Source organism: Marinobacter sp. F4218 (genome assembly GCF_019443085.1).
In the GTDB taxonomy this organism is placed as follows: domain Bacteria; phylum Pseudomonadota; class Gammaproteobacteria; order Pseudomonadales; family Oleiphilaceae; genus Marinobacter; species Marinobacter albus.
Window position 1 is genome coordinate 752,249 of record NZ_JAHZIL010000003.1, and the last position, 25,343, is coordinate 777,591.

Here is a 25,343-nt window from a genome sequence, read left to right on the forward strand (position 1 = left end):
TCAATAGATACCGCCAAGGGGGTTGAGGGAGAGGGCATGGTCAATGCCGAGTTCCCGCCGCGCAAACTCGGCCTCGGGCCAGAGCAGCAACCAGCCCAGCGCACCGACGTTCAGGATAACGCAGAGCCAGAAGCCAAACTGAAAGGCCCCCTTGCGGGTTTTGTGGCGGAAAAACTGCTGGCCGACCAGGGCACCGGGCCAGCCACAGAGCAATTCCAACAGGTGCAGGCGGTTCTCCGGTACCCGCCGATGACCTTTCACGGCCGCTGCCTTGTCTACAGCGTACATCGCCAACGCCAGCAGGCTCATACCCGCGTAGACCGCCGGCACGATCACGGGCAGGTATCCGAATCGGTAGGCACTGCCCAACCCACCGATCACTCCAATCGCCACCAGCAAGGCCAGCCAGAAACCGGGCGCTACACTCGCGCTGAGCCTGCCAATACCGGCGTACTGGAACTTCCCGGCCCGAATGCGGCCCTGGGAATCTTCCGTGAGCGAGTATCTCACCTCCCGGTTTGCCGACGGCCGGCCACGGCCTGCGTAGGCGCTGATGTGAGCGAAAACGCGCTCACCACCAACGGCAGGAGTGATGAAGCCAAAGCCTTTATCGTCGCTCCACGCCGTGAGTAATCCTTTATGATGCAAGGGGCGTTCTCCCTTCAATGCCTGAATTTTCCCGGGGATTATAGCCGCGCTCGATAGCCATGAACCACCATGACCGAAATGTGTGCACCATTTCCGGGACTCTCCCCGAAAATCGCACCAGGGAAACGCACGCCACCCAGCCCCCATCCCGGCAACCAACCTGTATTGTGCATTGTGCACAAGCGACGTTCGAGATTCCGGAGCCTACCACCGCTTTTACCCACCCATGGCACAAACGTTGCCATCTCCCAACGTGTTTACTCACGATACGGAGAGATCGTCATGACCACCCAGGTAACCCCGAAAGAACAGGACTATCCCCTGAGCCCCGTCCCCATGGATCAACGCAAAAGCGTCTGGTCCATGGGCCTGGTGCTTCTTGGCTTCACCTTCTTCACCGCCACTATGTGGGCCGGTGGCAGTGTCGGTGTCGCATTTGATTTCCCGACCATGCTGATGGTGCTGGCCATCGGAAACCTGCTGCTGGGCACCTACGCCGCCGTGCTCGGCTATATTGCCGCGAAAACCGGCCTGAACACGGCCCTGATGAGCCGGTTCACTTTCGGCGAAGTGGGCAGCAAACTCTCGGACATCATTCTCGGCTTCACCCAGATCGGCTGGTACGCCTGGGGCACTGCGACCATGGCCATCCTCCTGGTCAAGCTGACGGGCATGCCAGAAAGCCTGACCACACCGTTGATGGTGGTGTTCGGGTTCGGTTTCTGCGTGACCGCCTTCATCGGCTATCGGGGGCTGGAACTGCTGTCCCGGTTTGCGGTGCCCGCCATGATTATTCTGGTTGCCGTCAGCATGACCATCGCCACCTCCGATGCCGGTGGCCTGTCCGGGTTGCTGGCGATTACCCCGGCGAATGACATGACCATCGCCGCTGCCATCACGCTGGTGTTCGGCACCTTTGTGAGCGGTGGCACCCAGGCCACCAACTGGACCCGGTTTGCCAGGACCGGCAAGACTGCCGTGATCGCGACACTGCTGGCGTTCTTTCTTGGCAATGGCCTGATGACCCTGATCGGCGCCTTTGGGGCACTGGTATACCAGCAGGCCGATATCGTCGACATCATGGTCGCCCAGGGACTGGCAACGCTCGGCATCCTGATGCTGTTCCTGAACCTCTGGACCACCCAGGACAACACCGTCTACAACTTCGCCGTCGCCGGCTGCAACCTGCTGCGCACCCGTCGCCGCAAACTGGTCACCATCGCCGGCGCGGCCATCGGCACCATGCTCGCCGTGATGGGCATGTACGAATGGCTAATTCCATTTCTCGTACTCCTTGGTACCTTTATCCCGCCAATCGGCGGCGTGATCATGGCCAGCTACTTTGTCGGCTACAAACGCCAGTACCCGGATCTGACCCAGGTAACCCTGCCGGCCTTCAATGTTCCCGGCCTTGCGGCCTATGCCATTGGTTCGGCGGCGGCCTACACTTCACCTTGGATCGCGCCCATTGTGGGTGTGGTTGTTGCCGCCGCGAGTTACGGCCTCGTTCTTCTGATCAGCCAGGCCGTGCGCGAACGCAGAGCCCAGGTAATAGGAGCCCTTTAAGTGCCACTGCGATGCCGGGACATGCTTCGCCTGCCCGGCCTCGAGGCCATCCGGCTGCGGGGCGGAAGCGCCGCCGCGGACAACGCAGTCCGATGGCCCTACGTGGCGGAAAACCGCTCGTTCAAGGTCTGGGTCAAGGGTGGCGAGCTGGTGTTCGTCACCGGGATCAGCCGGCATCGCAGCCCACAGAACCTCGCCGAATGCCTGTACGAGGGCAAGGAGTGCAACATTTCCGGGCTGGTGGTGCTCACCGGAGATGCCTACATCGGACAGTTGCCGAACACGCTGTGCCGCCTGGCGGACGAGCTGTCGATCCCGCTGTTCGAGCAGCCCTATTCCCTGCCGATGATCGAGGTGACCGAAACCATCGGCCGCGCCATTGTCTGGTCTGAACACACCGACGGGCAGGCGCTGGAGGCCGCAACCCTGGCCGGCTCGGCCGACCTGCTGGAGGCGTGGATCGACTGCCGCGGCAACCAGAGCGCCATGGCCGACACCCTCGGTTGCCACCGGAATACGGTTCGCAACCGAATGAACCAAATGACCGAATCGCTGCCCAAGGGCATCGACCCGGCCGAGCACTTCAAGACACTGCTGCTGGCTCACCTGCTGTTAAAGCCCTAACCATCCGAGAGCCACGTAAAGGAGACAACATGACCGAACACCTGGATGCCATAGTAAACGCCCGCTTTCCCAAGCATGACGGCCTGCATCGCCTGACCATCACCGGGGGCCGCTTCGCCGAGATTACCGCACAGACGGATCGTGTGGCGGCCCGGGCCAATGAACTGGATGCAGACGGCAACCTGGTCACCCCGGCCTTTGTAGAACCGCACATCCACCTGGACGCGGCCATGACGGCCGGTGAGCCCCGCTGGAACCAGAGCGGCACCCTGTTCGAGGGCATCGAGTGCTGGTCCGAGCGCAAGGCCACCCTGAACCACGAGGATGTCATCAGCCGGGCCACCCGAACCCTCAAACTCTTCGCCGCCCATGGCATTCAGTACGTGCGCACCCACGTGGATGTGACTGACCCAAGCCTGACGGCGCTCAAGGCCATGCTGGAGGTGCGGGAGCAAACCGCCAGCTATGTAGACCTGCAGATCGTCGCCTTTCCCCAGGAAGGCATCTGGTCCTTCCCGAACGGCCGGGATCTGATGGAAGAGGCCATTCGTCTGGGCGCTGACGTGGTGGGCGGCATCCCTCATTTCGAATTCACCCGAGACTACGGCGCCGAATCGGTTCGATGGTTGGTAGAGCTGGCCTACAAACACGATCGCCTCGTAGACGTACACTGCGACGAAATCGACGATCCGGAGTCCCGGTTCCTGGAAGTGCTCGCTGCCGAAGCCCTGCGGCTGGACTACGGTTCCCGGGTCACTGCCAGCCACACCTGCGCCATGGGCACCTACAACAATGCCTATTGCAGCCGGCTGTTCCGGTTGCTGAAAAAATCCGGCCTGCGGTTCCTGTCCATGCCCACCGAAAGTCTGCACCTGCAAGGGCGCTTTGATGGCTACCCGAAGCCGCGGGGCCTTACCCGCGTACCCGAACTACTGGATGCCGGCCTGAAAGTCGCCTTCGGCCAGGACTCCATCCGGGATCCCTGGTACCCGATTGGCAACGGCAACATGCTGCGCACCCTCGATGTCGGCCTGCACGCCTGCCACATGCTGGGGATGAGTCAGATCAACCGCTCGCTCGAACTTATCACCGACAACGGCGCTGCCGCCCTGGACCTCAAGGAATACGGCATTGCCAAGGGCATGCCGGCGCGGTGCATCGTGCAGCAGGGACAGACACCCTACGAAGTATTGCTGGGCCAGCGACCGGTGCTGGCCTCGGTTCGGGATGGGAAAGTATTGGTAAGGCGGGAGGCCACAGATTACGAGGCAGGCCTACTGCTCTGAAGCTTCCGCCTGCTCCTGACGCAATTTGGCCCGGACGTTCATCAGAACTTTGCCGTAACCGTTGTGGCCACGCCGATCTCGGCCACAACCCCAGAAGTAATCGTAATTGCTGTTTTCGACGATCTTCTGGTCGCCGGTCTCAAGCAGCGCTTGCGCCAGGTCGGGATAGGTGCGGCAGCGGGTATACACCGCGCGCGTCATGACGGTTTCACGGACCTTTTTCCAGTCTGGCCGCAAGCTCTTATGGCGCTTGCGGCCCAGCTTTCCCGCGCGAGCGGGTGTGGTTGCCGTTCGGATCTTTTCCTGCCGGTTTTCATCGGTGAATTTCATGGCCTGGAAGTAGTGTTCCACGGTGGGCCAGACCTTGCCCTCCAGCTCGAAGCTATACGCGGCGTGGGTTCCAAATGGGTTCTCTGGATCGGTTCGTGAAAGGAACAGATCGTTCTCACCGTTGTCTGCCGGGAAAAGAGACATAGTTGCTACCGCCTGGGAAATGAATAATGAGCTTACAGAAGCCTCTCGCCCATATCACTCCGGCGGCGGACTCACGCAAGCGAGCGTTACTGGGGAAAGGTTAACAGATAAGATGGCATATACCCTGTTCCACCTGACTTCATTAAAATTTCCCGGGGCAACCTGACCGCAAAACGAGGATCCATGGACTTCACCTTTCTGGGCACATCCGCCGGAACACCGACACGATCGCGCAATGTCAGCGGCCTCGCGCTTTCCCGGTCCGGCCACAAGCCCTGGTACCTGGTGGACTGCGGCGAGGGCACGCAGCACCAGTTGCTGCGGGTTCATTACTCGGTCATGCAGTTGCGGGCGATATTCATCACCCATATCCACGGCGACCACACCTTTGGCCTCCCAGGACTTCTTACCAGCGCATCCATGCTGGGACGGACGGAACCACTGGACATCATCGCCCCTGCCCAGGTTGAACGTTTCATCAACGCGGTGCTCGAGAACAGCGACTCCAGCCTGAGCTACCCCCTGAACTTCATCGATTCCGAAGCGCCGGACTTCCACTGGCAGGATGAGCACCTCGGGGTGACCAACGTGGCGCTGTCCCATCGGGTACCCTGTCGGGCCTATGTTTTCACCGAGCGGAATCTGGAACGGCAGCTATTGGTGGACAAGTTGCGGGAGTATGGCATCGACGCCGGACCTGGCTGGGGCGAGCTGCAGAAAGGCCATGACGTAACCCTTGCGGATGGCCGAGTACTCAGGAGTGAGGACTACACACACATTCCCCGGGTTGCCCGCCGGCTGATCGTAGCCGGCGACAACGACGACCCGGGCTTGCTGGCCGATGCCTGCACGGGCAGCCACGTGCTGGTTCATGAGGCCACCTACACCCAGGAGGTGGCCGACCGGGTCGGCCCGTGGCCGCAACACAGCTCCGCCCAACAGGTGGCCCGGTTTGCCCAGCAGGTGCACCTGCCCAACCTGGTGCTGACCCACTTCAGTTCCCGGTACCAGTCCCGGCCCGAGGGCACACCCAACATCAACCAACTGGCAGCAGAAGCCATGCAGCACTACCAGGGGCAGCTCTTCCTGGCCCGGGATTTCGACAGCTACCGCCTGGAAAAGGATCTGTCCCTAAGCCGCATCCTGGCTGACTAATCGCAGGCTTATTTGCTCAATATGACGCTGATCCGTCCCGCAACAACCGCCCACCACGTTTATGCTGGGAAAACGATCTAGCAGGCGCCGATAGTCCAGCCCGAATTCCTCCGGGTTACCATCGTCCAACTCGTCGGCCTCATCCAGTTCGGCGTGACTGCACCGGGAGGCGTTTGCGCGGATGCCGCGTACACGGTCAATACGCTCCATCGCCGCCAGGCTCGATTCAAAATGACTGGGGTGAGCACAATTGACCATGTAATAGGCCGGATAGCCATCGCTCGCCGCATCAACGAGAGCGATGGCCTCATCCAGGGTTTCACCGCTCGGGAGTCGACCGTCGGTTTCCACGGTAAAGGAAATAATCGCCGGAATGCGCCGATCACGGGCAGCCAGGGCAATGCCACTGGCTTCCTCGACATAATTCATCGTGACTGCGGTAACACAATCGGCCGCACTCAACGCAAAACTGCCAATCTGTTCCCCGTGATAGTCACGGGCTTCGGTCTCGGTCATCCGGTTCTCGGCCCGATAACCGTCCCCCCGCGGCCCAATGCATCCGCTGATAACGTAGGGCTGATCGGCGCTCTCGAATTCCTCACGAATCGATTCCATCAGTCCGATCGCCGCCGTGTTCAGGTCATGCAACTCCGCCGTTGTGTAGCCGATCTTTTGCCCCCATTCCGGGCTCGAACGCCAGGTCGGAGATTCCAGAATGAAGCCAAGACCCGCCTGCTTTGCTATCCGCGCGTAGCTCCGATAATATTTTTTCAACGCATCTCGACCTTCTTGATCATTCAACAACACGAAGGCAGCGAATTCGGGAAGCTCGATTCCCTCATGAAAGATCAGGCTGGTTTCGAGGCCGCCGTCGGTAATGAAAAGCTGGTCGCCCAGCTGTGGAAGTGCTTGTCTGTAGGCGCTCATGATCTGGTCCCTCCTGGGCTTGGGGTTGTTGTGAGTCTTTTATAGTAGGCACCAGGGCAGGTGCAGGTAAGCACTTCAGGTGGGAATTGAAATTTCAGTCGACAGGCTTTAAATCAAAGGTATAAGCAGTTTCTTGGGGCATTTCATCTGATCATTGAGCGGAAAACTGTACCCCGGGTGCAGTTTCATCGATGAGAGCGAGGCCACCATGTCAAACCGGTCCCATGCTACGCAGGAACGAATCCTGGCTGCCGCGGAAACCCTGATTCTGGGGCGGGGTTTTTCGAGCACAGGCATCGACGAAATCGTGGATGCCGCCGCCATCACCAAAAGCGGCTTCTTCTACCACTACGCTGATAAAAACGAGATGGCCAGGGCGCTGGTCAAGCGATACCTGGAAAAAGACAACCAGGTCTTCACCGATCTGTTCGCCCGCGCCGATTCCCTCTCGGAAGATCCCCTCCAACAACTGCTGATATTCCTGCATTTGTTTGCCGAAACCATGACCAGGATGGAGATGACGCACCCGGGCTGCCTGGTTGTCACCTTTACCTATGAACGCTACCAGGCTGATGAACAGGTTGCGGACATGGTGCGTCAGGGCGTCCTGACCTGGCGGCAATTGATCGCACAGCGGTTGGCAACGATTGCCGAAATCTATCCCCCGCGCCTGGAAGTTGATCTGGAGGAACTGGCAGACATGTTTACCACCGTCGTCGAGGGTGGAATCCTGTTGACCCGGGTTTTCGATCACAACAAACACCTGGGAAGACAGGTTCTGCTCTACCGGAACTTTTTGCGGATGATATTCAGCCCGGATCCCAGTCGTTAACTACGGCGCACTGTCCTTTTGCCAAGGCCAACGCCCCTCAGCTTCCAGATGCAACGTCAAGCTCAAGAAACTTCTGATTAAAATGATGAGCGCAAGGATACCGACGTTTTCCAGGGAATCGGCCACGACCACCGTCCGTATGATGTCCCCAGCAATCAAAAACTCCAGGCCAAGGATGATGGAGCGCCCCAAACCCTTCCGGTATTTTTTGTAGGCCACGCCCTCTTCAACGCTGCGATAGGTGCGAACGAATGTCGTGGTTGAGATGCCGGACCCGATTATTATCACCAGGATTCCGAAGGCCTCAATCCCAAAGCCCACCACGGTTATTACTTCAAGGAAACTGGTTTGCATCTCATCATCCCGGAAGGTATCCAACTGCGACCGCCTGCGTGAACCGAGTGTCCGTTGTTTTCGATCCGCATGGATCTCTCCACGCCACCGGTTCTCAAATCATAGTCGACGCCGGCGCGGTTCTTCCAAGTTCTTTACCACGCGAAAGATAAATCAACAGGTTCCAGAGCGAAACAAGGAAACGTCAGCCCAGAAGGCGTTCCTTGGCTTCATTGATACGCGACGCCAGGTAGTTACTTCCGCCATGGTCCGGGTGCAGTTTCTGCATCATCCGGCGGTGCGCCTGGATGATCTCTTTTCGGCTGGCACCAGGCTGAAGCCCGAGGATGTCCAGGGCCTCACTTTCGGTCAGAGGACCGCCGGCGCTGCCGGTACTGCTGCGCTCGCCGGACTCCTCGCCTTCGGCATTGGCCTCGTCGTCCGTGCGCCACGAGTCTCCGAACCGGTGGTCGAGGTAGGTTTCCAGCAGCCGGGCCGAGTCCTCGTCATGGGCCCGACAGTAGCGTAACAATTCCAGAAATTCGCCCTCGCCCAGATCCGCGAGTTCCCGGCCGGCCATGGGGCCCTTAAGTATTTTGCCGGTCATGGCGCCGGAGTCGTGGTCCAGAGTCATTTCGAGAATGTCGCTGGTCACATGGGATTGATTGCCCGGTTTGGCCTTTGCGTTCCTTCCGCCCGCACCCGCCATGCGCCCCATCAATAGAGGCGGCAGTACACGGCGCAGCAGGGGGTAAAGAAACGCCAACAAGGCAAAGACAAAGTGCAATCGGCCGGTAACGGCCAGCACCACCACAATCCCGATCCCGACGAACAGCGCCAACCTGATCGCAGCCGGCCCGCGCTGGCGACGCGGCAAACTGCGCAGCCATAAAGCCGCAAATAGTGACACCACGAGAAATAGGAGTGTTATGTGCACTCAGAACTCCGGGCTAGTCGGCCCACTGTTGTGTTGGCAGTTATCTTATCGGATCTGCTTGGTCAGGCGCTTCACTTCCGCCGAACTCCGGCTGGAAAAATCCTCCAGGGCCTTGGCGCCTCCGGACGCATAGACAGCGACCGCCGCCATAAGATCCTTCAGAATTTGCGGGCTGTTGCGATCGAAGGGAGCATAGGCACCTCCGGACAGCTTGCTCACCTGCTGGAACACCGCCCGGGCGTGGGCATCGGTGCCTTCATGGAACATGAACACCGGCGTGCGCAGCATGCCCAACTCGCCGGCACTGTGGCAGAGCTCGTCCACCGGCTCCTCGCAGCAGTCCCCAATGAATACTACGGCCTTCACAGACTCTTTGCGGGTCTCCTTGACGGCGTGCGCCAGCACCTTCTTGATCTGGGTGTGGCCACCCAGGCAGGACACGCCGTTCATCAGGTTCAGGAGCTGACCGGTCTCGGTGACAAACTTCGTGGCCTTGAATTCACCGAAGCCCCGGTAGTAGCACAGCTGGATGGCCAGGCCGCCCAGGTCCCTGGCTGCCATGAACAGCTCACTCTGCAGGTGGCAGGCCTGATCCCAGGTTGCCTCCCGGCTCGCTGTGGCGTCCAGGGCGAAGATCAGCCGCCCCTGACCACCACCCTGACTGGGCAGTTTCTGAACCTGGTGGATAAACTGGTCAATGGCCTGTTTATCGGATTTGGGGCGTAGCTCTTTGTCGGACATAAATGTCTTAAACCGTCTCGATTAATTTGACCCTCTCTGGAATCCTAGGGCAAAGGCAACCCGATTCACAGGCCACCGCCAATGCCGGAATTTTGAGCTGCTTCCCGGCCTTTTACCTTAGCAAATGCGGGGTAACTGCTCTCCAGAGAGCCTGTCGATGACCCGAGTCGCACCAATTATGCTGGAGGCTGTAACCACGCCGGCGGCCCCCTGCACGAAACGGCCGATCTCAACAGCCGCTTCGGTGACCGGATACTGTCCGAGCACCTCCATGGCATGGGCCGCATCGTCTTCGGCCACAATAGCGATAAAGCGGCCCTCGTTGGCGACATGCAATGGGTCCAGCCCCAGAAGCTCGCAAAACGCGGAGACGTCTTCCCGGACCGGGATATCAGCCTCACGGATCTCCGCTGCCAGGCCAGCGCTTTCCGAGACTTCCACCAGGGCACTGGCCAGGCCCCCGCGGGTAAGATCGCGGAGACAGTGGACATCTATGCCCTCTGCCAACAACCCCAGAACAGCCGGCGCAACGGAAGCACAGTCGCTCTCGATCGCCGATTCCAGGTCCAGCTTCTCCCGCGCCGTCATCACTGCGACGCCGTGGCGTCCAATATCGCCACTAAGCACAATGCGGTCGCCGGCCTGAATCCGGCAAGGCTCTACCGGCTGGGGTGCCACAACCTGTCCGACTCCGGCGGTATTGATGTAGACACCATCCGCCTTGCCGCGCTCCACCACCTTGAGGTCGCCGGTTACGATCCGCACACCCGCATCCGCTGCCGCACCGGCCATGGAATCGACAACCCGGCGCAACGTGGCCAGCGGCAAACCTTCTTCGAGAATAAAACCGGCACTCAGGTATTGCGGCCTCGCCCCGCACATGGCGAGGTCGTTGACCGTGCCATGCACCGCCATGATCCCGATATCCGAGCCCGGAAAGAACAGCGGCCGCACCACGTAGGAGTCCGTTGTGAACGCCATGGCACCGGGCATGTCCACCACAGCGCCGTCGTGCTGCTTTGCCAGCCAGGGATTTTCAAACGCCGGACGGAAAATACCATCAAGCAACTCCGCCATCGCCCGGCCACCGCCGCCGTGGGCCATTTTTACCACGTCATGGTCATCGTTCATCGGCGGGCAATGATTGTCGCAACGGTCACTCACGGGCTGAACCTCCCGCCGGTCGTCGGTACCGGTAATAGGCGGCGCACGCGCCCTCCTCAGAGACCATCGTTACTCCCATCGGGCGTTCCGGAGTGCAGCGGGTGCCGAAGGCGGGGCATTGGTTCGGGCGAATGTCGCCCCGCAACACCGCTCCACTGAGGCATTCTCCCTGCCTCTCGGCCCCGCCGCTTACTGCACCAAAACGGGTTTCGGCGTCGTAGGATTGGTAGGCGGGTGACAACCCCAGACCACTGCGAGGAATGCCTCCCATGCCCCGCCATTGCCGGGGCACCACCTGGAAGACCGTCTGCATCACCTGCTGGGCCATGGCGTTACCCGGGCGGCGGACGGCCCGGCTGTACTGGTTTTCAACACGGCTCTCGCCCCGCTCCAGTTGACGGACACAGCGGTAGACTCCCTCGAGGATGTCCAGGGGTTCAAAGCCGGTCACGACAATCGGAACACCGTGCTCACGGGCAATGGGTTCGTACTCCTCATATCCGGTAATCGTGCAGACATGACCAGCCGCCAGGAAACCCTGAATTCGATTGCCCGGGCGCTCCAGCAAGGCCCGGATGGCCGGTGGCACCAGCACTTGCGAGACCAGCACCGAGAAATTCCCAAGCCCCTCGCGATGAGCCTGGTAGACCGCCATGGCATTGGCCGGGGCTGTGGTCTCAAATCCGACGGCAAAGAACACCACCTCATGCTCCGGGTTCTGTCGGGCCACCGTCAGCGCTTCGAGCGGCGAATACACCACCTGGACTTGCCCTCCCTGAGCCCTTGCAACGGACAGGTCCGATTGCGTTCCGGGCACTCGCAGCATATCGCCAAAGGTGCAGAGGATGACGCCCGGCAGCGCAGTCATTTCCAGGGCCTTGTCGATGTAGGCGATGGGCGTCACGCACACCGGGCACCCCGGCCCGTGAATCAGGGAGATGGCGTCCGGCAGCAGTTGATCGACCCCGAAGCGCACAATGGCGTGGGTCTGCCCCCCGCATACCTCCATGAGCGTCCAGGGGCGGGTAACAATGCGGGCAATGGCATCGGCGTACTCGCGGGCAGCATCAGGCGTGCGATATTCGTCACGATACTTCATCGCGGCATCGGCCCCCCTGATTCCGACTCGCCCGCCTCCTGTTCAAGGGTGTCGAGATACTCGAAAACACGCTTTGCCTCCCGCGGGTCTACAACGGTAATGGCAAACCCCACATGCACCAGCACGTATTCCTGCTCTCGCACATCCGGCACATAGGCCAGATTGACCGACTTGACGATACCGCCAAAATCGACGCGCCCCTGACGGGTGAGTGGATCGTCGCCCTCAATGCTTATCACGCGTCCCGGTACGGCCAGACACATGGCCCCTCCCTGCCCTGCAGAGCACCGGTTGCCCAGGCCAGCTGACCCACCGCCAGGCCGCCGTCATTGGGCGGCAGCCGGCACGGCCAGAACACCTGAAATCCGGCACCCTCAAGTGCTGTTATGGTCGATTCCAGCAAGCAGGCGTTCTGGAAACATCCGCCAGCCAACACCACTCTCGACAGCTTAGTCTGTTTCGCCACCGCCACAATGGCGTTGACCAGCCCCTGGTGGAAAGCTGCCGAAATCCCGGACACCGGCTCCCCCCTCTCCATGTCGTCCAGCAATGCGAAAACCGCCGGCGCCCAATCAACCTGCCAGGGTCGAGCAGCCTCCGGCTCCGGCAGCTCGAAGCGGTAGGGGGATGTGGTGTCGGTGCGTCCCAGGACTGCCTCCAGCTCGGCCGCGGCCTGCCCCTCATAACTGGCCCGCAAGCAGACGCCGGATAGTGCGGCCACGGCATCAAACAGTCGCCCCACACTCGACGTTTCCGGCGCGTTCAGGCCGGCCTTGAGGGCCTGCATCAACAGCTTTTTTTCGGCTTTGGTAAAGCTGTTCACCGGGGCGAGGGTTTCCCACTCGTCAGCCTGTTCAGCCATCAACGCATGCAGCAGCCCGAGGGCTGAGCGACGGGGCTCTTTCATGGCCGCTTCGCCACCCGGGAGTCGGAACGGCCGCAGATGCGCCACCCGCTCGTACCCTTGCGAATCCAGACGCAGGAATTCTCCGCCCCACAACGTATGATCATTGCCAAGCCCACTGCCGTCCCAGGCCACCCCAAGCACGGGCTCAGTGATTCCATACTCAGCCATCACCGCCGCAATGTGTGCCACGTGGTGCTGAACCGCACACGGAGCATCACAACGGGCCCGGGCGAAGTGCGTTGTGTAATAGTCTGGATGGCCATCGTGTGCCCAACGCCAGGGCACACTCGCAAACAACCTCTGCAGATCATCGACCGTGCGAGCGAAGCCTTCCCGCCCCAGGGCATTGTCCATATCACCCAGGTGCTGGCTGAGCACCGCCGCCCCGTGGCCCGTGCTCAGGGCCACGGTGGTTTTCAGATGGCCCCCGGTCGCCCCCCAGCCGGGGGGCAACGTAAGGGGCAGAGACAGATTCGGCGAGAAGCCACGGGCGCGCCGGAGCAGTTGTGCCCGCCCTGCCACCACCCGAGCCACGGAATCGTCCAGAGGGCGCACAATGGGCCGATCGTGCATCAGAAACCCGTCGGCAATCCCGCCCAGGCGCGCCAACGCTTCCTGATTATCGACAGCAATCGGCTCGCCGCTGAGGTTGCCGCTGGTGGCAACCACGGGAAACCCCAGATCATCGAGCAGGAGTTCGTGCAACGGTGTGCAGGGCAACATCACACCGAGCTCTGCCCGGCCGGGCGCCAGGTTGGCGGCCAGACCATGGTGAAGCGCTTGAAGCAGGACGATGGGACGCTCCGGACCGGTGAGCAGTTGGCTTTCCGGCATCGACACCGCACACCTCTGCCGCACAGAGGCCAGCGAATCGAACATCACCGCCAGGGGCTTTCGTGGCCGTTGCTTGCGTTCGCGCAGAGTGTGAACGGCCCGGGTATTGCGGGCGTCGACCAGCAACTGAAACCCGCCCTGGCCCTTCAGCGCAATGATGTCTCCGGCCGCCAGACGACTGATCGCCTCAGACAGGGCGGCCTCATCTTTTGCCAGCACCGTGCCATCGGCGCGGCACAACACCGTGCGCGGACCGCAGTCCGGGCAGGCGTTGGGTTCGGCATGAAAGCGCCGGCTGGCCGGATCGTGGTACTCCGCCAGGCAACGGGGACACATCTGAAAGTGTCTCATCGCGGTGCGGGCGCGGTCGTACGGTAACCCCTCGATCAAGCTGTATCTCGGGCCGCAGTCCGTGCAATTGATAAACGGGTACCGGTAACGCCGGTTGATGGGATCGTGCAGTTCCTCGGAGCATTGCCGGCAGGGCGCCAGATCCGCAGGCAGCCGGGTGGAGGCAGTGCCCTCCTCCTGACTCTGGCGAATCTGGAATGCCTGAAACACCGGAGACCGGGCAACCACCTCCGCATGAACCTCTTCGACGCGGGCGTTCGCCGGAGCCTGCACCCTCAGCGATTCGACCAGGCTCTGCAACACCTCCGGCTGCCCCTCGGCCTCAATAGTCACGCCATCCGGGGTATTGCCAACCCAGCCCGTCAGGCCCAAACCGGTCGCCAAACGATAGACAAACGGCCGATAACCCACACCCTGAACCAGGCCCTGGACACGAACCTGCCAACGCACTGGCAGAGCTTCTACCCGGCATTCGTCCTTCATGGGCTGGCTTCATCCTCCGTCTCCACGTCCAGACTCCGTAACAATACATCCTGGGCGTTGGGGTGATTGATATCGCCAGACGTTTCGATCCGGAGCTGAGCCTGGTCGGCACAGGTGCCAGCTGCCTCCTGACGGAAGTGATCGGTGAAATGTTCCGGCGACATATGGCACAGCGCGCCCAGCCATACCGCCACCTCCACTACACGCTGGGCCTGTTCCTCCGCGCACAGCTTCTCGACCCTGTGAACCAGATTCCTGACCAGCGCCGTTTCATGCATCTTCATTCTCCTGCCGGATTCTATCCATCACGGCCTGAGTCACCCGGGGAAGTGTGTCCTCCAAGGGCGGGGACAACCCCTCGCCCGCCCCGAAACTGGCTGCCTCCACCGCAAACACCTGGCATACCGGCGGCAGTGAATCGAGCGCGCGGGCCAGTTCGATCGCTTCAGACAACCCCAGCGCATGGGACGAAAACGCGCCGCCCAGAGCTGGCAGTGGCACGGCGCTGGCATCGAACACGCGGAGGTTCCCCGGCTCCAGACCCATGACGGCTGCATCGACCAGGTACACCGCCCGGGCACCGGTCATCAGGTCCACGAGACCAGCTACTTCCCCGCTGTGCTCGACCACGTCGACGGTTTCCGGCAGGCGTTCAACAAGGGCGTCCGCCACCAGCGGTCCGAGAGCATCATCTCCCCGGTCCCGGTTGCCAATACCAATGACCCTGATCGGCCGGGAAGCATCACTCATGGCGGACATCCAGTTTGAGAAAATGCGTGGCGCAGGAGATACAGGGATCGTAGTTGCGAATGGTCTGCTCACAGCGTTCGCGGAGGGCATCGGCCGGCAAATCAAGCCAGCCGCCCACCAGTTCTTTCAGGTCGGCTTCAATGCTGGGCTGATTCTGTGCTGTAGGCGGCACGATCTGCGCCTCGAGGATGTCGCCGTTGTCATCAAGTCGGTAACGGTGAAACAGCAGACCCCGCGGCGCCTCGGTACAACCAAAGCCTTCCGACGCCTTCGGCTCGGCGGGTTCGAACGGTCGCTCAGGTTCGCGGTATTCGTCGATTATCCGCAGCGCTTCATCGCAGGCGTACACAACCTCGACGCTGCGCACCGCAATACTCTGGAACGGGTTGTTGCAGGTGATCCCCAAACCCGCTTCTTTCGCCGCCTCCCGGGCCAGTGGAGAGAGTTGGGCAAAATTGAGGCTGTAGCGTGCCAGCGGCCCGACCAGATAACAGTCATGCTCGCGCAAGTGCGAGTGCAGCGCCGTCGAGCGCTGAACGTGGGACTCCACAAAGTGACGGTTGTAGTCCTCGACAGCAATATCCAGCCCACGGTTCGACAGGATGCGTCCGCCGTTCATGGCGTACTCATCCGGGTGGTGCAGCGCGACCAGATGATAGTCCCGCTCGGCCTCCGGCATGTTCAGACCAGCTGTCCAGCGCACAGTCGCCAGGGCATCCTCGCGGGCCTGCTTCAGGGTTTCGGCCAGCGGTTGCAGCTCCTTGCGGGTCGGAGCTCGATAGAATCCCCCCACGCGCACATTGATGGGGTGAATCTCCCGCCCTCCCAGCAGGGTCATGATGGCATTGCCCGCTTTCTTCAGGGACAGCCCCCGTTTGACGATGTCGGGATAATCCCTGGCCATGTCCACTGCCCCGGCGTAGCCCAGAAAGTCCGGGGCGTGGAGCATGTAGATGTGCAAGGCGTGACTTTCGATCCACTCCCCGCAGTACAACAGTCGACGCAAGGCTCTCAGCGGCCCTTCGACCTCGATACCCAGCGCGTTCTCCATCGCACTCACCGCGCTCATCTGATAAGCCACAGGGCAGATTCCGCAGATGCGGGCGGTCACATCCGGTGCCTCGGCAAAATTGCGCCCACGCAGGAAAGCCTCGAAAAACCGTGGGGGCTCAAAGATGCGCAGCTCCGCCTTGCTCACCTGGCCGTCTCGGATCGTCACATTCAGGGCACCCTCACCCTCGACCCGCGCAAGATAGTCCACCTTGATGGTCTTACGGCTCATGGCGTTCGCTCTCGTCACGGAACGGGGCGGCCCAGGCGTTGAAATTCCGGTAAAAGCGCAACCGCTCGGCCTGCCCCATACCCAGCTGCTCCAGTCGCTCACTCAGCGCTGGCGCGTTAGGGTTTTCCTTCGGCCCATAACAGCCGTAACAACCCCGGTTATAGGACGGACACAAGGCATTGCAGCCGCTATGGGTCAACGGCCCCAGACAGGGGGTTCCATGAGCCACCATCACACAGACATTGCCCCTGAGCTTGCAATCGAGACACACGCTATGGGCCGGCGTGACCGGTCGCCGACCGCACAGAAACGCCGACACCACCTCCAGTAACTGGTGCTTGCTGATGGGACAGCCACGCAGTTCAAAATCCACAGCCACGTGGTCGGAGATCGGCGTAGACGTCGACAGGGTTTCAATATATTCGGGACGGGCGTAGACCGCTGCCATGAAGTCATCAATATCGGCGAAGTTACGCAACGCCTGGATGCCGCCGGCCGTAGCACAGGCACCGATGGTTACCAGCGTTCGAGAGCGCCGGCGCACGTCCTGGATACGCTCGGCATCGTGAGCCGTCGTGATGGAGCCCTCCACCAGGGACAGATCGTAAATACCGCGGATACCGCCGCGGGTTGCCTCCGGGAAATAGGCGATATCGACGGCACCGGCGACCTGCAACAATTCATCCTCACAATCGAGCAAACTCAGCTGGCAGCCATCGCAGGACGCGAACTTCCAGACGCCGAGGCGCGGTTTGTGATCCGGGCGCGCCATGTCAGAACTCCTTGAGGCTCAGTAATCCGCGGACCCGGTCAAAGGGCAGCACCGGGCCATCCTTGCACACAAACGTCGCTCCAAACTGGCAATGGCCGCAGTGTCCGAGCGCGCATTTCATGTTTCGCTCCATGGACAGAAAAATCGCCTCGTCCTCAACACCGGCATCCCGCAGCGCGTTGACCGTGAAACGCATCATAATTTCCGGGCCACACACCATCGCCACGGTGTCTTCAGGGTCGAAACCCAGCGTCGGCACCAGGGCAGGAACCACACCAATCATGCCCTGCCAGTCACTATCGGCGTGATCCACGGTAATGTGGACCTCAAAATCCGGACGTTGGTTCCATTCCTCCAGTTGTGGGGAATAGAGAATATCGTTGGGACTACGTGTTCCGTAGAGCAGGATAATCCGCCCGTACTTCTCCCGATTACGCAATACGTGGTAAACAGCCGAGCGCAGGGGTGCCAAACCCAACCCACCGGCCACGATCAGCAAATCCGAGCCCTCGCTTTGCGTCATCGGCCATCCGACACCAAAGGGGCCACGCAGGCCAACGATCTCCATCGGCTTCAGAGCCGCCAGCTTCCTGGACACCGGCCCCACGGCCCGCACCGTATGAACCAGGGTCTCTGACTGAACGGTATCGCCACTCACGCTGATGGGAACCTCTCCCACGCCGAACACATAGAGCATATTGAACTGGCCCGGCAAACAGGGCCCGCGACTCGCCTGGCCCGCCTCCAGTTCAAGTGTCCAGGTCGTTTCCAACTCCTGTTGTCGGCTAAGAACCCGCACCGGTTCAGGTACCATCAGATCGTCTGACATCACTCGGGCGGCTCCGGAGCCCCATAAACATCCAGAATCTGCATTTGTGTGGCATGAAGTCGACTGGTCAGAATGGGCAGCAATCGTTTCAGGACTTCGTAACCCAGAACCGGGTCATCATCACACTTCTTCCTCAGGCAGTGGGCGTCCATCGCGATGGCTCGGGTGAGCGTGATCGCGCGTGCGTCGTAGGCCCAATGATAGGGGGGCAGAATCCAGGAAACCCCCACCAGGTCGCCGTCATGAAGCGTCTGGAAACTGACCGCCGGTTTCCCCGGCACAGCAACTTCCAGAGCTACCTGACCATAGCGGATAAGGAACATGTGATTGGCGTCCCCGCCTTCGTGGAAAAGGTATTCCCCGGGATTGAACCTGACATTGCGGGCGCAGCCGCACACCAGATTGCAGAAATCGCTCTCCAGCCCCTGAAAGAACGGATGCTCACCCACGATCTGGGCAATGTCTTTCATTCCTTTGCTCCCGATGAAACATCATCGTGGATGGCGCGCACTTCCTCCGTGATATCAATGCCCACCGGGCACCAGGTAATGCAACGGCCGCACCCCACACAGCCTGAGGTTCCGAACTGATCGACCCAGGTAGCGAGTTTGTGGGTCATCCACTGGCGGTAGCGGGACTGAGTCGAGTTGCGCACGCTGCCGCCGTGAATATAGGAAAAATCCGATGTAAAACAGGAATCCCAGCGCCGGCTGCGCTCCGCAGTATGGCCCTCCAGGTCCGAGGTGTCTTCTACCGTTGAGCAAAAGCACGTGGGGCACACCATGGTGCAGTTGGCACAGCTCAAACACCGGTCGGCCACGTCGGCCCAGCGAGGATGCTCCAGGTTATCCATCAGTAAGGCAGGGATGGCGGTTTGTGGCATGCTCCGCCCCATCTGACTGCGGGTTTTCTCGACAATCGCCGTGGCGGCTGCCTGGTGGGTCGCTGTTGCCGGTGTCCGGGGTAATTCGGCGAGAATCTCCGCGCCCTCGGCCGAGCCCGATCGAATGAGGAAAAGGTGGCTGTTGTCGTCCAGAAGCTCGGTGAGGACCAGATCGTACCCGTGCTTTACGTCCGGCCCGGTCCCCATGGAATCACAGAAGCAGGTGCCGCCAGCCACGGAGCAGTTGAGCGCCACCAGAAAAGCCTGCTCCCGACGGGACCGGTAGTGAGGATCGATATAGTCGTCGCCCATCAGCACACGATCCTGAATGCCGATGGCCGCCAACTCACAGGCTCGTACGCCAAAGAACGCGTAACGGGGCGGATCATCCCGGGCGGGTACGAAGCGCAGTTCGTCGCCGTCGCGAGTCGCCTGCCACAAGGAAACCCTGGGGGGGTGAAGAAAACGTTTCCAGCTATGGGGGCCCACGGCATAGCCGAACAGTGCGTCATCCGGGCGACGTTTCAACCGGTAGTGACCACCATCCTGCTCGTCCGTCCAACCGGTGGGAAGTTCGTCCGTTCGGGTGAGCTGCTCGTACACAATGGTGTGGTCGCGAACAGTTGGCCCGACGACCATATACCCCCGTCCGGACAAAGCATCCAGCAAGCACTGCAAGCCTTCCCGAGTGATGACAGAGGCATCGTCAACGTTGTCCATAGACCGACCTTCCCTGCTTGAAAACCAGGGAATAAAAAAATCCATTAACTCCCCAGTAGAAGCTTTGGCAAGGCCGGGCATTTTGTCAAAGATGGGATAAGCTCATCCCAATGAGATACAGGATTGTGTTCAAGGGCCACCGATATCGAAACACCGGCCGCGCCGCCCTCTGGCTGTTGCCCCTGGCGGTCCTCCTGCTAATCGCCCTGGCGCCTGCTGTTCGGGCCTCCAGCGACTTTTACCTGGCGTACCGACAGTGGCAGCCTTACGACTGGCCGGGCGAGATGCCCGCGGCCACGGAGGTGAGCCGTTCCCAGCGCGGGCTTGGCTGGCGTCCCGAGGGCACCGCAGGGGACATCGGCCTTGATTACGATTACCAGATCCTGGGCATCGACACCGGTGAGCCGGCCCACAACGGCCACTTGCACCGGCTGATGGTCGGCGGCCAGTGGCAGCATCGGCTTTACCGCGTGGAAGCCCGTGCGGGCCTGGCCGGTACGTCCAACATGTTCAAGTACCAGAGCTTCCACGACGACGTGGTGAATGGGCGTGTAGCGCTGTTCCGGGCAGTCAGAAAGGACTCACCTCTGAGCCTGGGCGTCGGTGGCGATCATCGCTTCGGCTCCTTCGGCTGGCTCCCCCGAGTGCGCTGGACACACAGCGGCGAGAGCGGCCACTGGTTGGCGGATTTGCCGGTCCTCCTGCGCTGGCAGAGCCCCGGGAACCGCTGGGCACTTCACCTGGCACGGGACGGAGATCGCTGGGCCACGCTCGATGCGGCCCGTGAGGTCGAAGGCGCGCTCTATCTGCGTGAGTGGCGGGCGGAGCTGAGCTACCGGATAAGCTCGGGGGGAGCGATATGGCCAGGCGTGGTTCTGGGACTCGGCGTGAGTGTCGATACCCGGGTGCGGTATCGGGACCTGCAGGCAGGGACTCGAGATGTGCGTTTGGGCGACGCCCTGCTGGGTAGTTTCCGGCTCGACTGGTAGAATCGCTCCAGATTATTCCTCTCTGACAAATTAACAGGCGCTCATGGATGAAACTCAATCCCTTTAATACCCGCATCGGTCTGGCGTTGGGCGGCGGTGCTGCCAAGGGCATAGCGCATATCGGCGTGTTGAAGGCCTTCGAGGAAGAGCAGATCCGGATTCATTGCATTTCGGGCACCAGTGCCGGGGCGCTGGTTGCCAGTTACTACGCCTTCGGCCGACCGGCTGAGTCCATACTGTCCATCTGTTCAACGCTGAACCTGTCAAAGATCATCAGTTTTACCTTCGAGCGCGGCGGGCTGTTCAGCACCAACGCCATTCGGGAGATGATCCACCGGGACCTTGGGGATTGCCGGATCGAAGATGCCGAGATTCCGCTGGCCATTTGCGCCACGGATATCGAGACGGGCGAGCAGCTGGTCTTCCGGGAGGGGAATCTGGCAGACGCCGTCTGCGCATCCATGGCCGTGCCCGGGCTGTTTGTGCCGGTGGAGGTGAACGGCCGGATTCTGGTGGACGGTGGACTGGTGGAGAATGTCCCGATCTCGCCGTTGGCGAAAATGGGCGCGGGTATCACCGTGGCCGTTGATCTGAGCCATGTCAGCCGGTACCCGAAACCGGAAGACACCTTTGATGTGATCAGCAACGCCATCAACATTGGCATCGACTTCAATACCCGTAAGCAGCTGAAGAAGGCGGACATTGCGGTGCCGCTGGATTTAAGCGCCTACAGCCTCACCAACAACGCCAAGTGTGTGGATGAGCTGTACCTGGAAGGCTACCACCCGATGAAGAAAAAGATTCAGAGTTTGCTCTGGTACAAACGGATGAATCTCATTATTTCCCTGCTGAAAACGGCCGGGGCCCTGCTGCCGCTCAAGGTGCCCGAGATTATCAAAGACCTTAAACGCCAGGCCTTCGCAGTCCGTAATCGAAGCTGACCGGACACCCCGGTTTTCAGAGGCGCTGTCACCCGGCGCCGAGATGCGTGATCAATTCATCGCTGCTGCAGTCAATGACCCTGACGTTCCGGTAGCCCATATGCTCCAGGGCCGCCGCTGCCAGCGCGGCACGACCACCGGTCGCACAGTGCAAGAGGATGGTCCGGTCCGGATCCGTGGTGTGATCGGTGATTTTCATCTCGAGCACACCCCGTGGAATATTGACCGTACCGGCCGGGCGCTTCTCAGCCACTTCACCGGGCTCACGCACGTCGATCACCAGGGCATCACTGTGCTCGGACATCAGCGCTTTCGCCGCTTCGGGCGTCAGGCAATGCAGAGAGGCCTTGGTTTCTGCGACGATTTCTTGCAGGGTTTTCAAACTCATAATGATTTACTCCGTTTGGACCGGTGGCCCGTTGATCTCAATTGCGGTTTAATGCGCCAGACACTCACTTGCCTGCAGATGCGCCTGTCACTATGCCCATTGTCACATCGCCCGAGCAACACGTCTCCGAAGTTGAGATCGAGCAGGCAATCCGCTCCGGCATTGAGCGCTACTTTGACGACTGCCGGGCGCGGATCCCGGCATTTATTGACCGCCATTTCCACTACCCGGGCGCCATCGCCACCAATCGCATGGCTCTGGGATGGGACATGTTGCGGGCACCCGCCAATCTGCTTTGGGCGCCGATATACGCCCTGGCCTGTCTGGTCAGGGTTCTGGTCCCCAAACGAACCGGCCTGAAGTGGCTGCACCATGCGGCAGATCGTGTACCTGCCGGTTTTACCACCCGCGTACAACAGCACATCTCGGACCTGATTCAGGTGGAACTGCTGAACAATGGCCAGAAAGGCCCGCTGCTGGAGAGCTACCTGGTTGAGGCCCTGGAGGCGGCCTATGCGCGCCACACCCTGGGCCCCGTCGACCACCAGAAGTTCAGCAAACTGATTGAGCCGCTGGTCGCGGATGCCCTCGGCCAGTACCGGGTGAGCCGGACGGCGTCTGCCGATATCACCAACAGCATTTCATGCACCGTGTTGGGTGCGTTTGCGTTCCAGAAGTTCACTCCGGGGGGAATCGGGCTCGGGGTGGTGCTCGCGTCCATGCTCGCAAAAACCCTGGCCGCCCGGGACTTTATCCTCGGGGAAACCATTGGCGGGTGGTACTACAGTTTCTTTCCACCCGAGCCTTCGCTGGCCACCACGGCCAGCGTGATGGTCGCGGTCATGGCCGCACTGGCAGCCTTTGCGGCTTTATCCGGGGTTATTTTCGATCCCGTTCAGGCGGCGGTCGGTTTGCATCGGCGGCGCCTGAACAAACTACTGGATCACCTGCAGAGGGACGTCACCCTCAGCACCCAAAGCAGCTTCCGCCCGAAAGACCAGTTTGTGGCGCGCATTCTGGACACCTTCGATATGATCAAATCGGGCTTGAGCTAGCCTGCGCCGGCTCTTACTTAGCCCGCCAGCGCCGCTTTCACCTTCTTGCTCAGATGGCCCATATCAACCCGACCAGTCACCTGGGGACGCAGCTCGTTCATCACGCGCCCCATGTCCTGCATGCCCTGGGCGTCGGTTGAGCTAATGGCCATGCGGATCAGGGCGTCGAGGTCATCCTCGGTCAGCGCGGCCGGCATGAATTCCTCGATAATCACCATCTCCGCCCGTTCCTTATCCGCGAGTTCTTCACGGCCGGCATCATCGTACTGACTGGCGGCATCGCGGCGCTGCTTGAGCATCTTCTCCAGCACCTTCAGAACGTCCTCGTCAGACAAATCCCGGCGTTCATCAATCTCGATCTGTTTGACCGCAGCCTGGGCCATGCGCAGAGTGACAAGCCGGGTTTTATCCTTGTTCCGCATCGCGTCTTTAACCGCGGCGTTCAGTTGTTCCTTGAGTGATGCTTCCGCCATGGCCGAGCTCCTGTTCGTGAGTTAAAGGGACTGACTTCGCAGTGTGCGAGGCGGTAGATTTAACGGAAAACCGGAGCAGGTTCAATCGGGGAGGCGATAAACCGCTCCGGTTTTCCCGGATCACATCTTGCCTTCGGCAACCAGCAGGCCGCGCTCGTGGTGCAGGCCTTTGAACAGGCTGTAACTCATCACCAGCAGGACCAGGGTGAACGGTAGGCCGACACTCAGGGCACCTGCCTGAAGGGCATTCAGTGCTTGTTCACCGCCCACAAACAGCAGGACACCGGCAATCGAGCCCTCGGTAACCGCCCAGAAGACACGCTGGGCTTTCGGGGCATCAATCTTGCCACCCGATGTGATGCTGTCGATGACAAGGGAACCGGAGTCCGAAGACGTCACGAAGAACGTGAGGACCAGCGTAATACCGATGAACGAGGTTAGCCCCGAGAGCGAAATGTTCTCCAGTGCCTGGAACATCGCCAGAGACACCTCGGTCAGCCCCTCGGACGCCAACACCCCGACATCGTTGCGGACCTGGTCAAGGGCACTGCCGCCGAACGCACTCATCCAGAAAACGGTAATAATCGTGGGAATGATCAGCACCGCGGTAACAAATTCACGCACCGTGCGGCCCCTCGACACCCGTGCGATAAACATACCCACGAACGGCGACCAGGAAATCCACCAAGCCCAGTAGAACACCGTCCAGCCATGGAACCAGGTGGTATCTTCCTCACGCCCGAACGGATTACTCAGCGCCACCATGTTGGAGGCATAGGAAACCGTGGTGTCCCAGAGCCAGTTGAAGATGGCGAGCGTGGGCCCGGCAAATATCACAAACACCAGCAGCAGACCTGCCATTACCATGTTGGCGTTACTCAGCAACCTCACACCACCATGGATACCGCGGATGACGGAAAAGGTTGCGACCGCGGTTACACCCGCGATTACGCCTATCTGAGCACTGAGGCCACCCTCGATATCGAACAGGTAGGACAGTCCGGATGCGGCCTGCTGGGCCCCGAAGCCCAGCGAGGTGGCAAGCCCGAAGATGGTCGCAAGAACGGCCACGGTATCAATCACATTGCCGGGCCAGCCCCACACTTTATCACCCAGGATGGGGAAAAAGGCCGAGCGGATCGTCAACGGAAGCCCCTTGTTGTAGGCGAAGAACGACAACGACAGGCCAACAATGGCATAGATCGCCCAGGGGTGAAGACCCCAGTGATACATAGTCGCCCCCATCGCCAGACGGGCGCCTTCAGTTGTGTTTGGCTCCACCCCCAGGGGCGTGCCATACCAGTCGGTGTAATAGGCAACCGGCTCGGCGACCGACCAGAACATCAGCCCCGTGCCCATACCGGCAGCAAACAGCATGGCAAACCACGACATCATGGAAAACTCAGGCTTGGCGTCGACACCGCCAATTCGAATCTTGCCCACCGGCATGAAAATCAGCGCCAGGCAGAAAAGAACAAACAGGTTTGCACTGAGGAGGAACCCCCAGTCAAAGATCGCGATCGCACCATTCTTGGCACTATCAAGGAGCTCTTTCGCTCCGGACGGGAAAATCAGCGTAGCCACAACAAACGCAACGATCAGCAGCGCCGTTAACGGAAACACGATGTTGTGGATATCGAAACCGAACCGGGCGATATTGTCCTGTCCCGCCACGTAATCGGTCTGATAATCATCTATAGCGACGTCACCCAATGTGAAGCCTCCTCGGCCGCATGGTCTGGCAGCCTGTTTGAAAGTGAACCTCCCTGATGCCACCCTAATATTTTGACCTCTAAGAATCAAAGGCGCCCTCCGCCCGAACCTCGTCGATAGGCGACTGACTCTCCCCAAATCAGTGACCGCAAATCCAGGCCTATACTCTAGAAGGCCCCCACCCGAT

The 25,343-nt window shown here is 60.5% G+C and carries 28 protein-coding genes; 8 read left to right on the plus strand and 20 right to left on the minus strand.

Going from position 1 to position 25,343, the window contains the following annotated elements:
• A complete protein-coding gene (locus K0B93_RS07445; RefSeq protein WP_219866605.1) occupies positions 1-648 on the minus strand; it encodes a DUF1294 domain-containing protein in 648 nt (215 codons plus the stop codon).
• A 282-nt stretch (positions 649-930) separates the two neighbouring features.
• On the opposite strand from K0B93_RS07445, the gene codB reads away from it, so the two are divergent.
• The 3 genes from codB to codA are packed head-to-tail and all read left to right on the plus strand — an operon-like array spanning position 931 to position 4,124.
• Positions 931-2,214: a cytosine permease gene (gene codB, locus K0B93_RS07450; RefSeq protein WP_219866606.1), complete on the plus strand. Its 1,284-nt coding sequence runs from the start codon at positions 931-933 to the stop codon at positions 2,212-2,214.
• Positions 2,215-2,838 (plus strand): PucR family transcriptional regulator, encoded by a 624-nt coding sequence (locus K0B93_RS07455; RefSeq protein ID WP_219866607.1) that lies wholly within the window; start codon positions 2,215-2,217, stop codon positions 2,836-2,838.
• A gap of 29 nt (positions 2,839-2,867) precedes the next feature.
• Entirely contained in the window at positions 2,868-4,124 is a 1,257-nt protein-coding gene (gene codA, locus K0B93_RS07460) for a cytosine deaminase (protein WP_219866608.1), read from the plus strand.
• On the opposite strand, the gene K0B93_RS07465 is transcribed toward codA, so the two are convergent.
• Entirely contained in the window at positions 4,113-4,598 is a 486-nt protein-coding gene (locus K0B93_RS07465) for an NADAR family protein (protein ID WP_219866609.1), read from the minus strand. The two genes, codA and K0B93_RS07465, sit on opposite strands and share 12 nt — an antisense overlap.
• Before the next feature lie 183 nt (positions 4,599-4,781).
• Here K0B93_RS07465 and K0B93_RS07470 point away from each other — a divergent pair, with 183 nt between their 5' ends.
• Entirely contained in the window at positions 4,782-5,753 is a 972-nt protein-coding gene (locus K0B93_RS07470) for a ribonuclease Z (protein WP_219866610.1), read from the plus strand.
• On the opposite strand, the gene K0B93_RS07475 is transcribed toward K0B93_RS07470, so the two are convergent.
• Complete coding sequence (locus K0B93_RS07475; protein WP_219866611.1) at positions 5,730-6,680, minus strand: homocysteine S-methyltransferase family protein; 951 nt, start codon at positions 6,678-6,680, stop codon at positions 5,730-5,732. The two genes, K0B93_RS07470 and K0B93_RS07475, sit on opposite strands and share 24 nt — an antisense overlap.
• Positions 6,681-6,888: 208 nt before the next feature.
• Between K0B93_RS07475 and K0B93_RS07480 the strand changes: the two genes are divergently transcribed.
• The gene (locus K0B93_RS07480) at positions 6,889-7,512 is read left to right on the plus strand and encodes a TetR/AcrR family transcriptional regulator (protein ID WP_219866612.1); all 624 of its coding nucleotides are present in this window, start codon (positions 6,889-6,891) and stop codon (positions 7,510-7,512) included.
• Here the strand turns inward: K0B93_RS07480 and K0B93_RS07485 are convergent, their stop codons facing one another.
• From K0B93_RS07485 to K0B93_RS07550, 14 genes are all read right to left on the minus strand, one after another.
• Positions 7,513-7,890, minus strand: coding sequence for a DUF1622 domain-containing protein (locus tag K0B93_RS07485; protein ID WP_219866613.1), 378 nt, complete (start codon positions 7,888-7,890; stop codon positions 7,513-7,515).
• 129 nt (positions 7,891-8,019) lie between these two features.
• On the minus strand, positions 8,020-8,112 hold the full coding sequence (locus tag K0B93_RS19465) for a hypothetical protein (protein ID WP_219866614.1): 93 nt from the start codon (positions 8,110-8,112) through the stop codon (positions 8,020-8,022).
• Positions 8,113-8,827: 715 nt separating this feature from the next.
• Positions 8,828-9,523 (minus strand): VWA domain-containing protein, encoded by a 696-nt coding sequence (locus K0B93_RS07495; RefSeq protein WP_219866615.1) that lies wholly within the window; start codon positions 9,521-9,523, stop codon positions 8,828-8,830.
• A gap of 117 nt (positions 9,524-9,640) precedes the next feature.
• Positions 9,641-10,654, minus strand: a complete 1,014-nt coding sequence (gene hypE, locus K0B93_RS07500; RefSeq protein WP_219868058.1) for a hydrogenase expression/formation protein HypE — start codon at positions 10,652-10,654, stop codon at positions 9,641-9,643.
• A 25-nt stretch (positions 10,655-10,679) separates the two neighbouring features.
• Positions 10,680-11,786 (minus strand): hydrogenase formation protein HypD, encoded by a 1,107-nt coding sequence (gene hypD / locus K0B93_RS07505; protein ID WP_219866616.1) that lies wholly within the window; start codon positions 11,784-11,786, stop codon positions 10,680-10,682.
• Positions 11,783-12,049, minus strand: coding sequence for a HypC/HybG/HupF family hydrogenase formation chaperone (locus K0B93_RS07510; protein ID WP_219866617.1), 267 nt, complete (start codon positions 12,047-12,049; stop codon positions 11,783-11,785). Before K0B93_RS07510 ends, hypD begins: the two co-directional genes overlap by 4 nt.
• A complete protein-coding gene (hypF, locus tag K0B93_RS07515) occupies positions 12,022-14,361 on the minus strand; it encodes a carbamoyltransferase HypF (protein ID WP_219866618.1) in 2,340 nt (779 codons plus the stop codon). Before hypF ends, K0B93_RS07510 begins: the two co-directional genes overlap by 28 nt.
• Complete coding sequence (locus K0B93_RS07520) at positions 14,358-14,639, minus strand: hydrogenase/urease maturation nickel metallochaperone HypA (RefSeq protein WP_219866619.1); 282 nt, start codon at positions 14,637-14,639, stop codon at positions 14,358-14,360. The genes hypF and K0B93_RS07520 overlap by 4 nt, the downstream gene beginning before the upstream one ends.
• Complete coding sequence (locus K0B93_RS07525; protein ID WP_219866620.1) at positions 14,632-15,111, minus strand: hydrogenase maturation protease; 480 nt, start codon at positions 15,109-15,111, stop codon at positions 14,632-14,634. Before K0B93_RS07525 ends, K0B93_RS07520 begins: the two co-directional genes overlap by 8 nt.
• Positions 15,104-16,393: a Ni/Fe hydrogenase subunit alpha gene (locus K0B93_RS07530; protein WP_219866621.1), complete on the minus strand. Its 1,290-nt coding sequence runs from the start codon at positions 16,391-16,393 to the stop codon at positions 15,104-15,106. The genes K0B93_RS07525 and K0B93_RS07530 overlap by 8 nt, the downstream gene beginning before the upstream one ends.
• Positions 16,383-17,165 carry an oxidoreductase gene (locus tag K0B93_RS07535; protein WP_219866622.1) on the minus strand — a complete coding sequence of 261 codons (783 nt, stop codon included), beginning with the start codon at positions 17,163-17,165 and terminating at the stop codon, positions 16,383-16,385. Before K0B93_RS07535 ends, K0B93_RS07530 begins: the two co-directional genes overlap by 11 nt.
• Before the next feature lies 1 nt (position 17,166).
• The gene (locus tag K0B93_RS07540) at positions 17,167-17,994 is read right to left on the minus strand and encodes an FAD/NAD(P)-binding protein (RefSeq protein WP_219866623.1); all 828 of its coding nucleotides are present in this window, start codon (positions 17,992-17,994) and stop codon (positions 17,167-17,169) included.
• Positions 17,994-18,464, minus strand: coding sequence for a cyclic nucleotide-binding domain-containing protein (locus K0B93_RS07545; RefSeq protein ID WP_219866624.1), 471 nt, complete (start codon positions 18,462-18,464; stop codon positions 17,994-17,996). The genes K0B93_RS07540 and K0B93_RS07545 overlap by 1 nt, the downstream gene beginning before the upstream one ends.
• Entirely contained in the window at positions 18,461-19,597 is a 1,137-nt protein-coding gene (locus K0B93_RS07550; protein WP_219866625.1) for a 4Fe-4S dicluster domain-containing protein, read from the minus strand. The genes K0B93_RS07545 and K0B93_RS07550 overlap by 4 nt, the downstream gene beginning before the upstream one ends.
• 110 nt (positions 19,598-19,707) lie before the next feature.
• On the opposite strand from K0B93_RS07550, the gene K0B93_RS07555 reads away from it, so the two are divergent.
• Both K0B93_RS07555 and K0B93_RS07560 read left to right on the plus strand, forming a co-directional pair.
• Positions 19,708-20,586 (plus strand): hypothetical protein, encoded by an 879-nt coding sequence (locus tag K0B93_RS07555; RefSeq protein ID WP_219866626.1) that lies wholly within the window; start codon positions 19,708-19,710, stop codon positions 20,584-20,586.
• Between the two features lie 47 nt (positions 20,587-20,633).
• Positions 20,634-21,527 carry a patatin-like phospholipase family protein gene (locus K0B93_RS07560; RefSeq protein WP_219866627.1) on the plus strand — a complete coding sequence of 298 codons (894 nt, stop codon included), beginning with the start codon at positions 20,634-20,636 and terminating at the stop codon, positions 21,525-21,527.
• 28 nt (positions 21,528-21,555) lie between these two features.
• On the opposite strand, the gene K0B93_RS07565 is transcribed toward K0B93_RS07560, so the two are convergent.
• A complete protein-coding gene (locus tag K0B93_RS07565; RefSeq protein WP_219866628.1) occupies positions 21,556-21,915 on the minus strand; it encodes a rhodanese-like domain-containing protein in 360 nt (119 codons plus the stop codon).
• 92 nt (positions 21,916-22,007) lie between these two features.
• Here K0B93_RS07565 and K0B93_RS07570 point away from each other — a divergent pair, with 92 nt between their 5' ends.
• Positions 22,008-22,970 carry a DUF6635 family protein gene (locus tag K0B93_RS07570; protein ID WP_219866629.1) on the plus strand — a complete coding sequence of 321 codons (963 nt, stop codon included), beginning with the start codon at positions 22,008-22,010 and terminating at the stop codon, positions 22,968-22,970.
• 17 nt (positions 22,971-22,987) lie between these two features.
• Here the strand turns inward: K0B93_RS07570 and K0B93_RS07575 are convergent, their stop codons facing one another.
• Entirely contained in the window at positions 22,988-23,443 is a 456-nt protein-coding gene (locus K0B93_RS07575) for a GatB/YqeY domain-containing protein (protein WP_219866630.1), read from the minus strand.
• Positions 23,444-23,563: 120 nt separating this feature from the next.
• Positions 23,564-25,156, minus strand: coding sequence for a BCCT family transporter (locus K0B93_RS07580; protein WP_219866631.1), 1,593 nt, complete (start codon positions 25,154-25,156; stop codon positions 23,564-23,566).
• Positions 25,157-25,343 lie beyond the last annotated feature (187 nt).

Coding starts and splice junctions, on each gene's coding strand:
- codB (WP_219866606.1), top strand. CDS start 931: ATGACCACCCAGGTAACCCCGAAAGAACAGGACTATCCCCTGAGCCCC.
- codA (WP_219866608.1), top strand. CDS start 2,868: ATGACCGAACACCTGGATGCCATAGTAAACGCCCGCTTTCCCAAGCAT.
- K0B93_RS07465 (WP_219866609.1), bottom strand. CDS start 4,598: ATGTCTCTTTTCCCGGCAGACAACGGTGAGAACGATCTGTTCCTTTCA.
- K0B93_RS07470 (WP_219866610.1), top strand. CDS start 4,782: ATGGACTTCACCTTTCTGGGCACATCCGCCGGAACACCGACACGATCG.
- K0B93_RS07475 (WP_219866611.1), bottom strand. CDS start 6,680: ATGAGCGCCTACAGACAAGCACTTCCACAGCTGGGCGACCAGCTTTTC.
- K0B93_RS07480 (WP_219866612.1), top strand. CDS start 6,889: ATGTCAAACCGGTCCCATGCTACGCAGGAACGAATCCTGGCTGCCGCG.
- K0B93_RS19465 (WP_219866614.1), bottom strand. CDS start 8,112: ATGGCGGAAGTAACTACCTGGCGTCGCGTATCAATGAAGCCAAGGAAC.
- K0B93_RS07495 (WP_219866615.1), bottom strand. CDS start 9,523: ATGTCCGACAAAGAGCTACGCCCCAAATCCGATAAACAGGCCATTGAC.
- hypE (WP_219868058.1), bottom strand. CDS start 10,654: ATGAACGATGACCATGACGTGGTAAAAATGGCCCACGGCGGCGGTGGC.
- hypD (WP_219866616.1), bottom strand. CDS start 11,786: ATGAAGTATCGTGACGAATATCGCACGCCTGATGCTGCCCGCGAGTAC.
- K0B93_RS07510 (WP_219866617.1), bottom strand. CDS start 12,049: ATGTGTCTGGCCGTACCGGGACGCGTGATAAGCATTGAGGGCGACGAT.
- hypF (WP_219866618.1), bottom strand. CDS start 14,361: ATGAAGGACGAATGCCGGGTAGAAGCTCTGCCAGTGCGTTGGCAGGTT.
- K0B93_RS07520 (WP_219866619.1), bottom strand. CDS start 14,639: ATGCATGAAACGGCGCTGGTCAGGAATCTGGTTCACAGGGTCGAGAAG.
- K0B93_RS07525 (WP_219866620.1), bottom strand. CDS start 15,111: ATGAGTGATGCTTCCCGGCCGATCAGGGTCATTGGTATTGGCAACCGG.
- K0B93_RS07530 (WP_219866621.1), bottom strand. CDS start 16,393: ATGAGCCGTAAGACCATCAAGGTGGACTATCTTGCGCGGGTCGAGGGT.
- K0B93_RS07535 (WP_219866622.1), bottom strand. CDS start 17,165: ATGGCGCGCCCGGATCACAAACCGCGCCTCGGCGTCTGGAAGTTCGCG.
- K0B93_RS07540 (WP_219866623.1), bottom strand. CDS start 17,994: ATGTCAGACGATCTGATGGTACCTGAACCGGTGCGGGTTCTTAGCCGA.
- K0B93_RS07545 (WP_219866624.1), bottom strand. CDS start 18,464: ATGAAAGACATTGCCCAGATCGTGGGTGAGCATCCGTTCTTTCAGGGG.
- K0B93_RS07550 (WP_219866625.1), bottom strand. CDS start 19,597: ATGGACAACGTTGACGATGCCTCTGTCATCACTCGGGAAGGCTTGCAG.
- K0B93_RS07555 (WP_219866626.1), top strand. CDS start 19,708: ATGAGATACAGGATTGTGTTCAAGGGCCACCGATATCGAAACACCGGC.
- K0B93_RS07560 (WP_219866627.1), top strand. CDS start 20,634: ATGAAACTCAATCCCTTTAATACCCGCATCGGTCTGGCGTTGGGCGGC.
- K0B93_RS07565 (WP_219866628.1), bottom strand. CDS start 21,915: ATGAGTTTGAAAACCCTGCAAGAAATCGTCGCAGAAACCAAGGCCTCT.
- K0B93_RS07570 (WP_219866629.1), top strand. CDS start 22,008: ATGCCCATTGTCACATCGCCCGAGCAACACGTCTCCGAAGTTGAGATC.
- K0B93_RS07575 (WP_219866630.1), bottom strand. CDS start 23,443: ATGGCGGAAGCATCACTCAAGGAACAACTGAACGCCGCGGTTAAAGAC.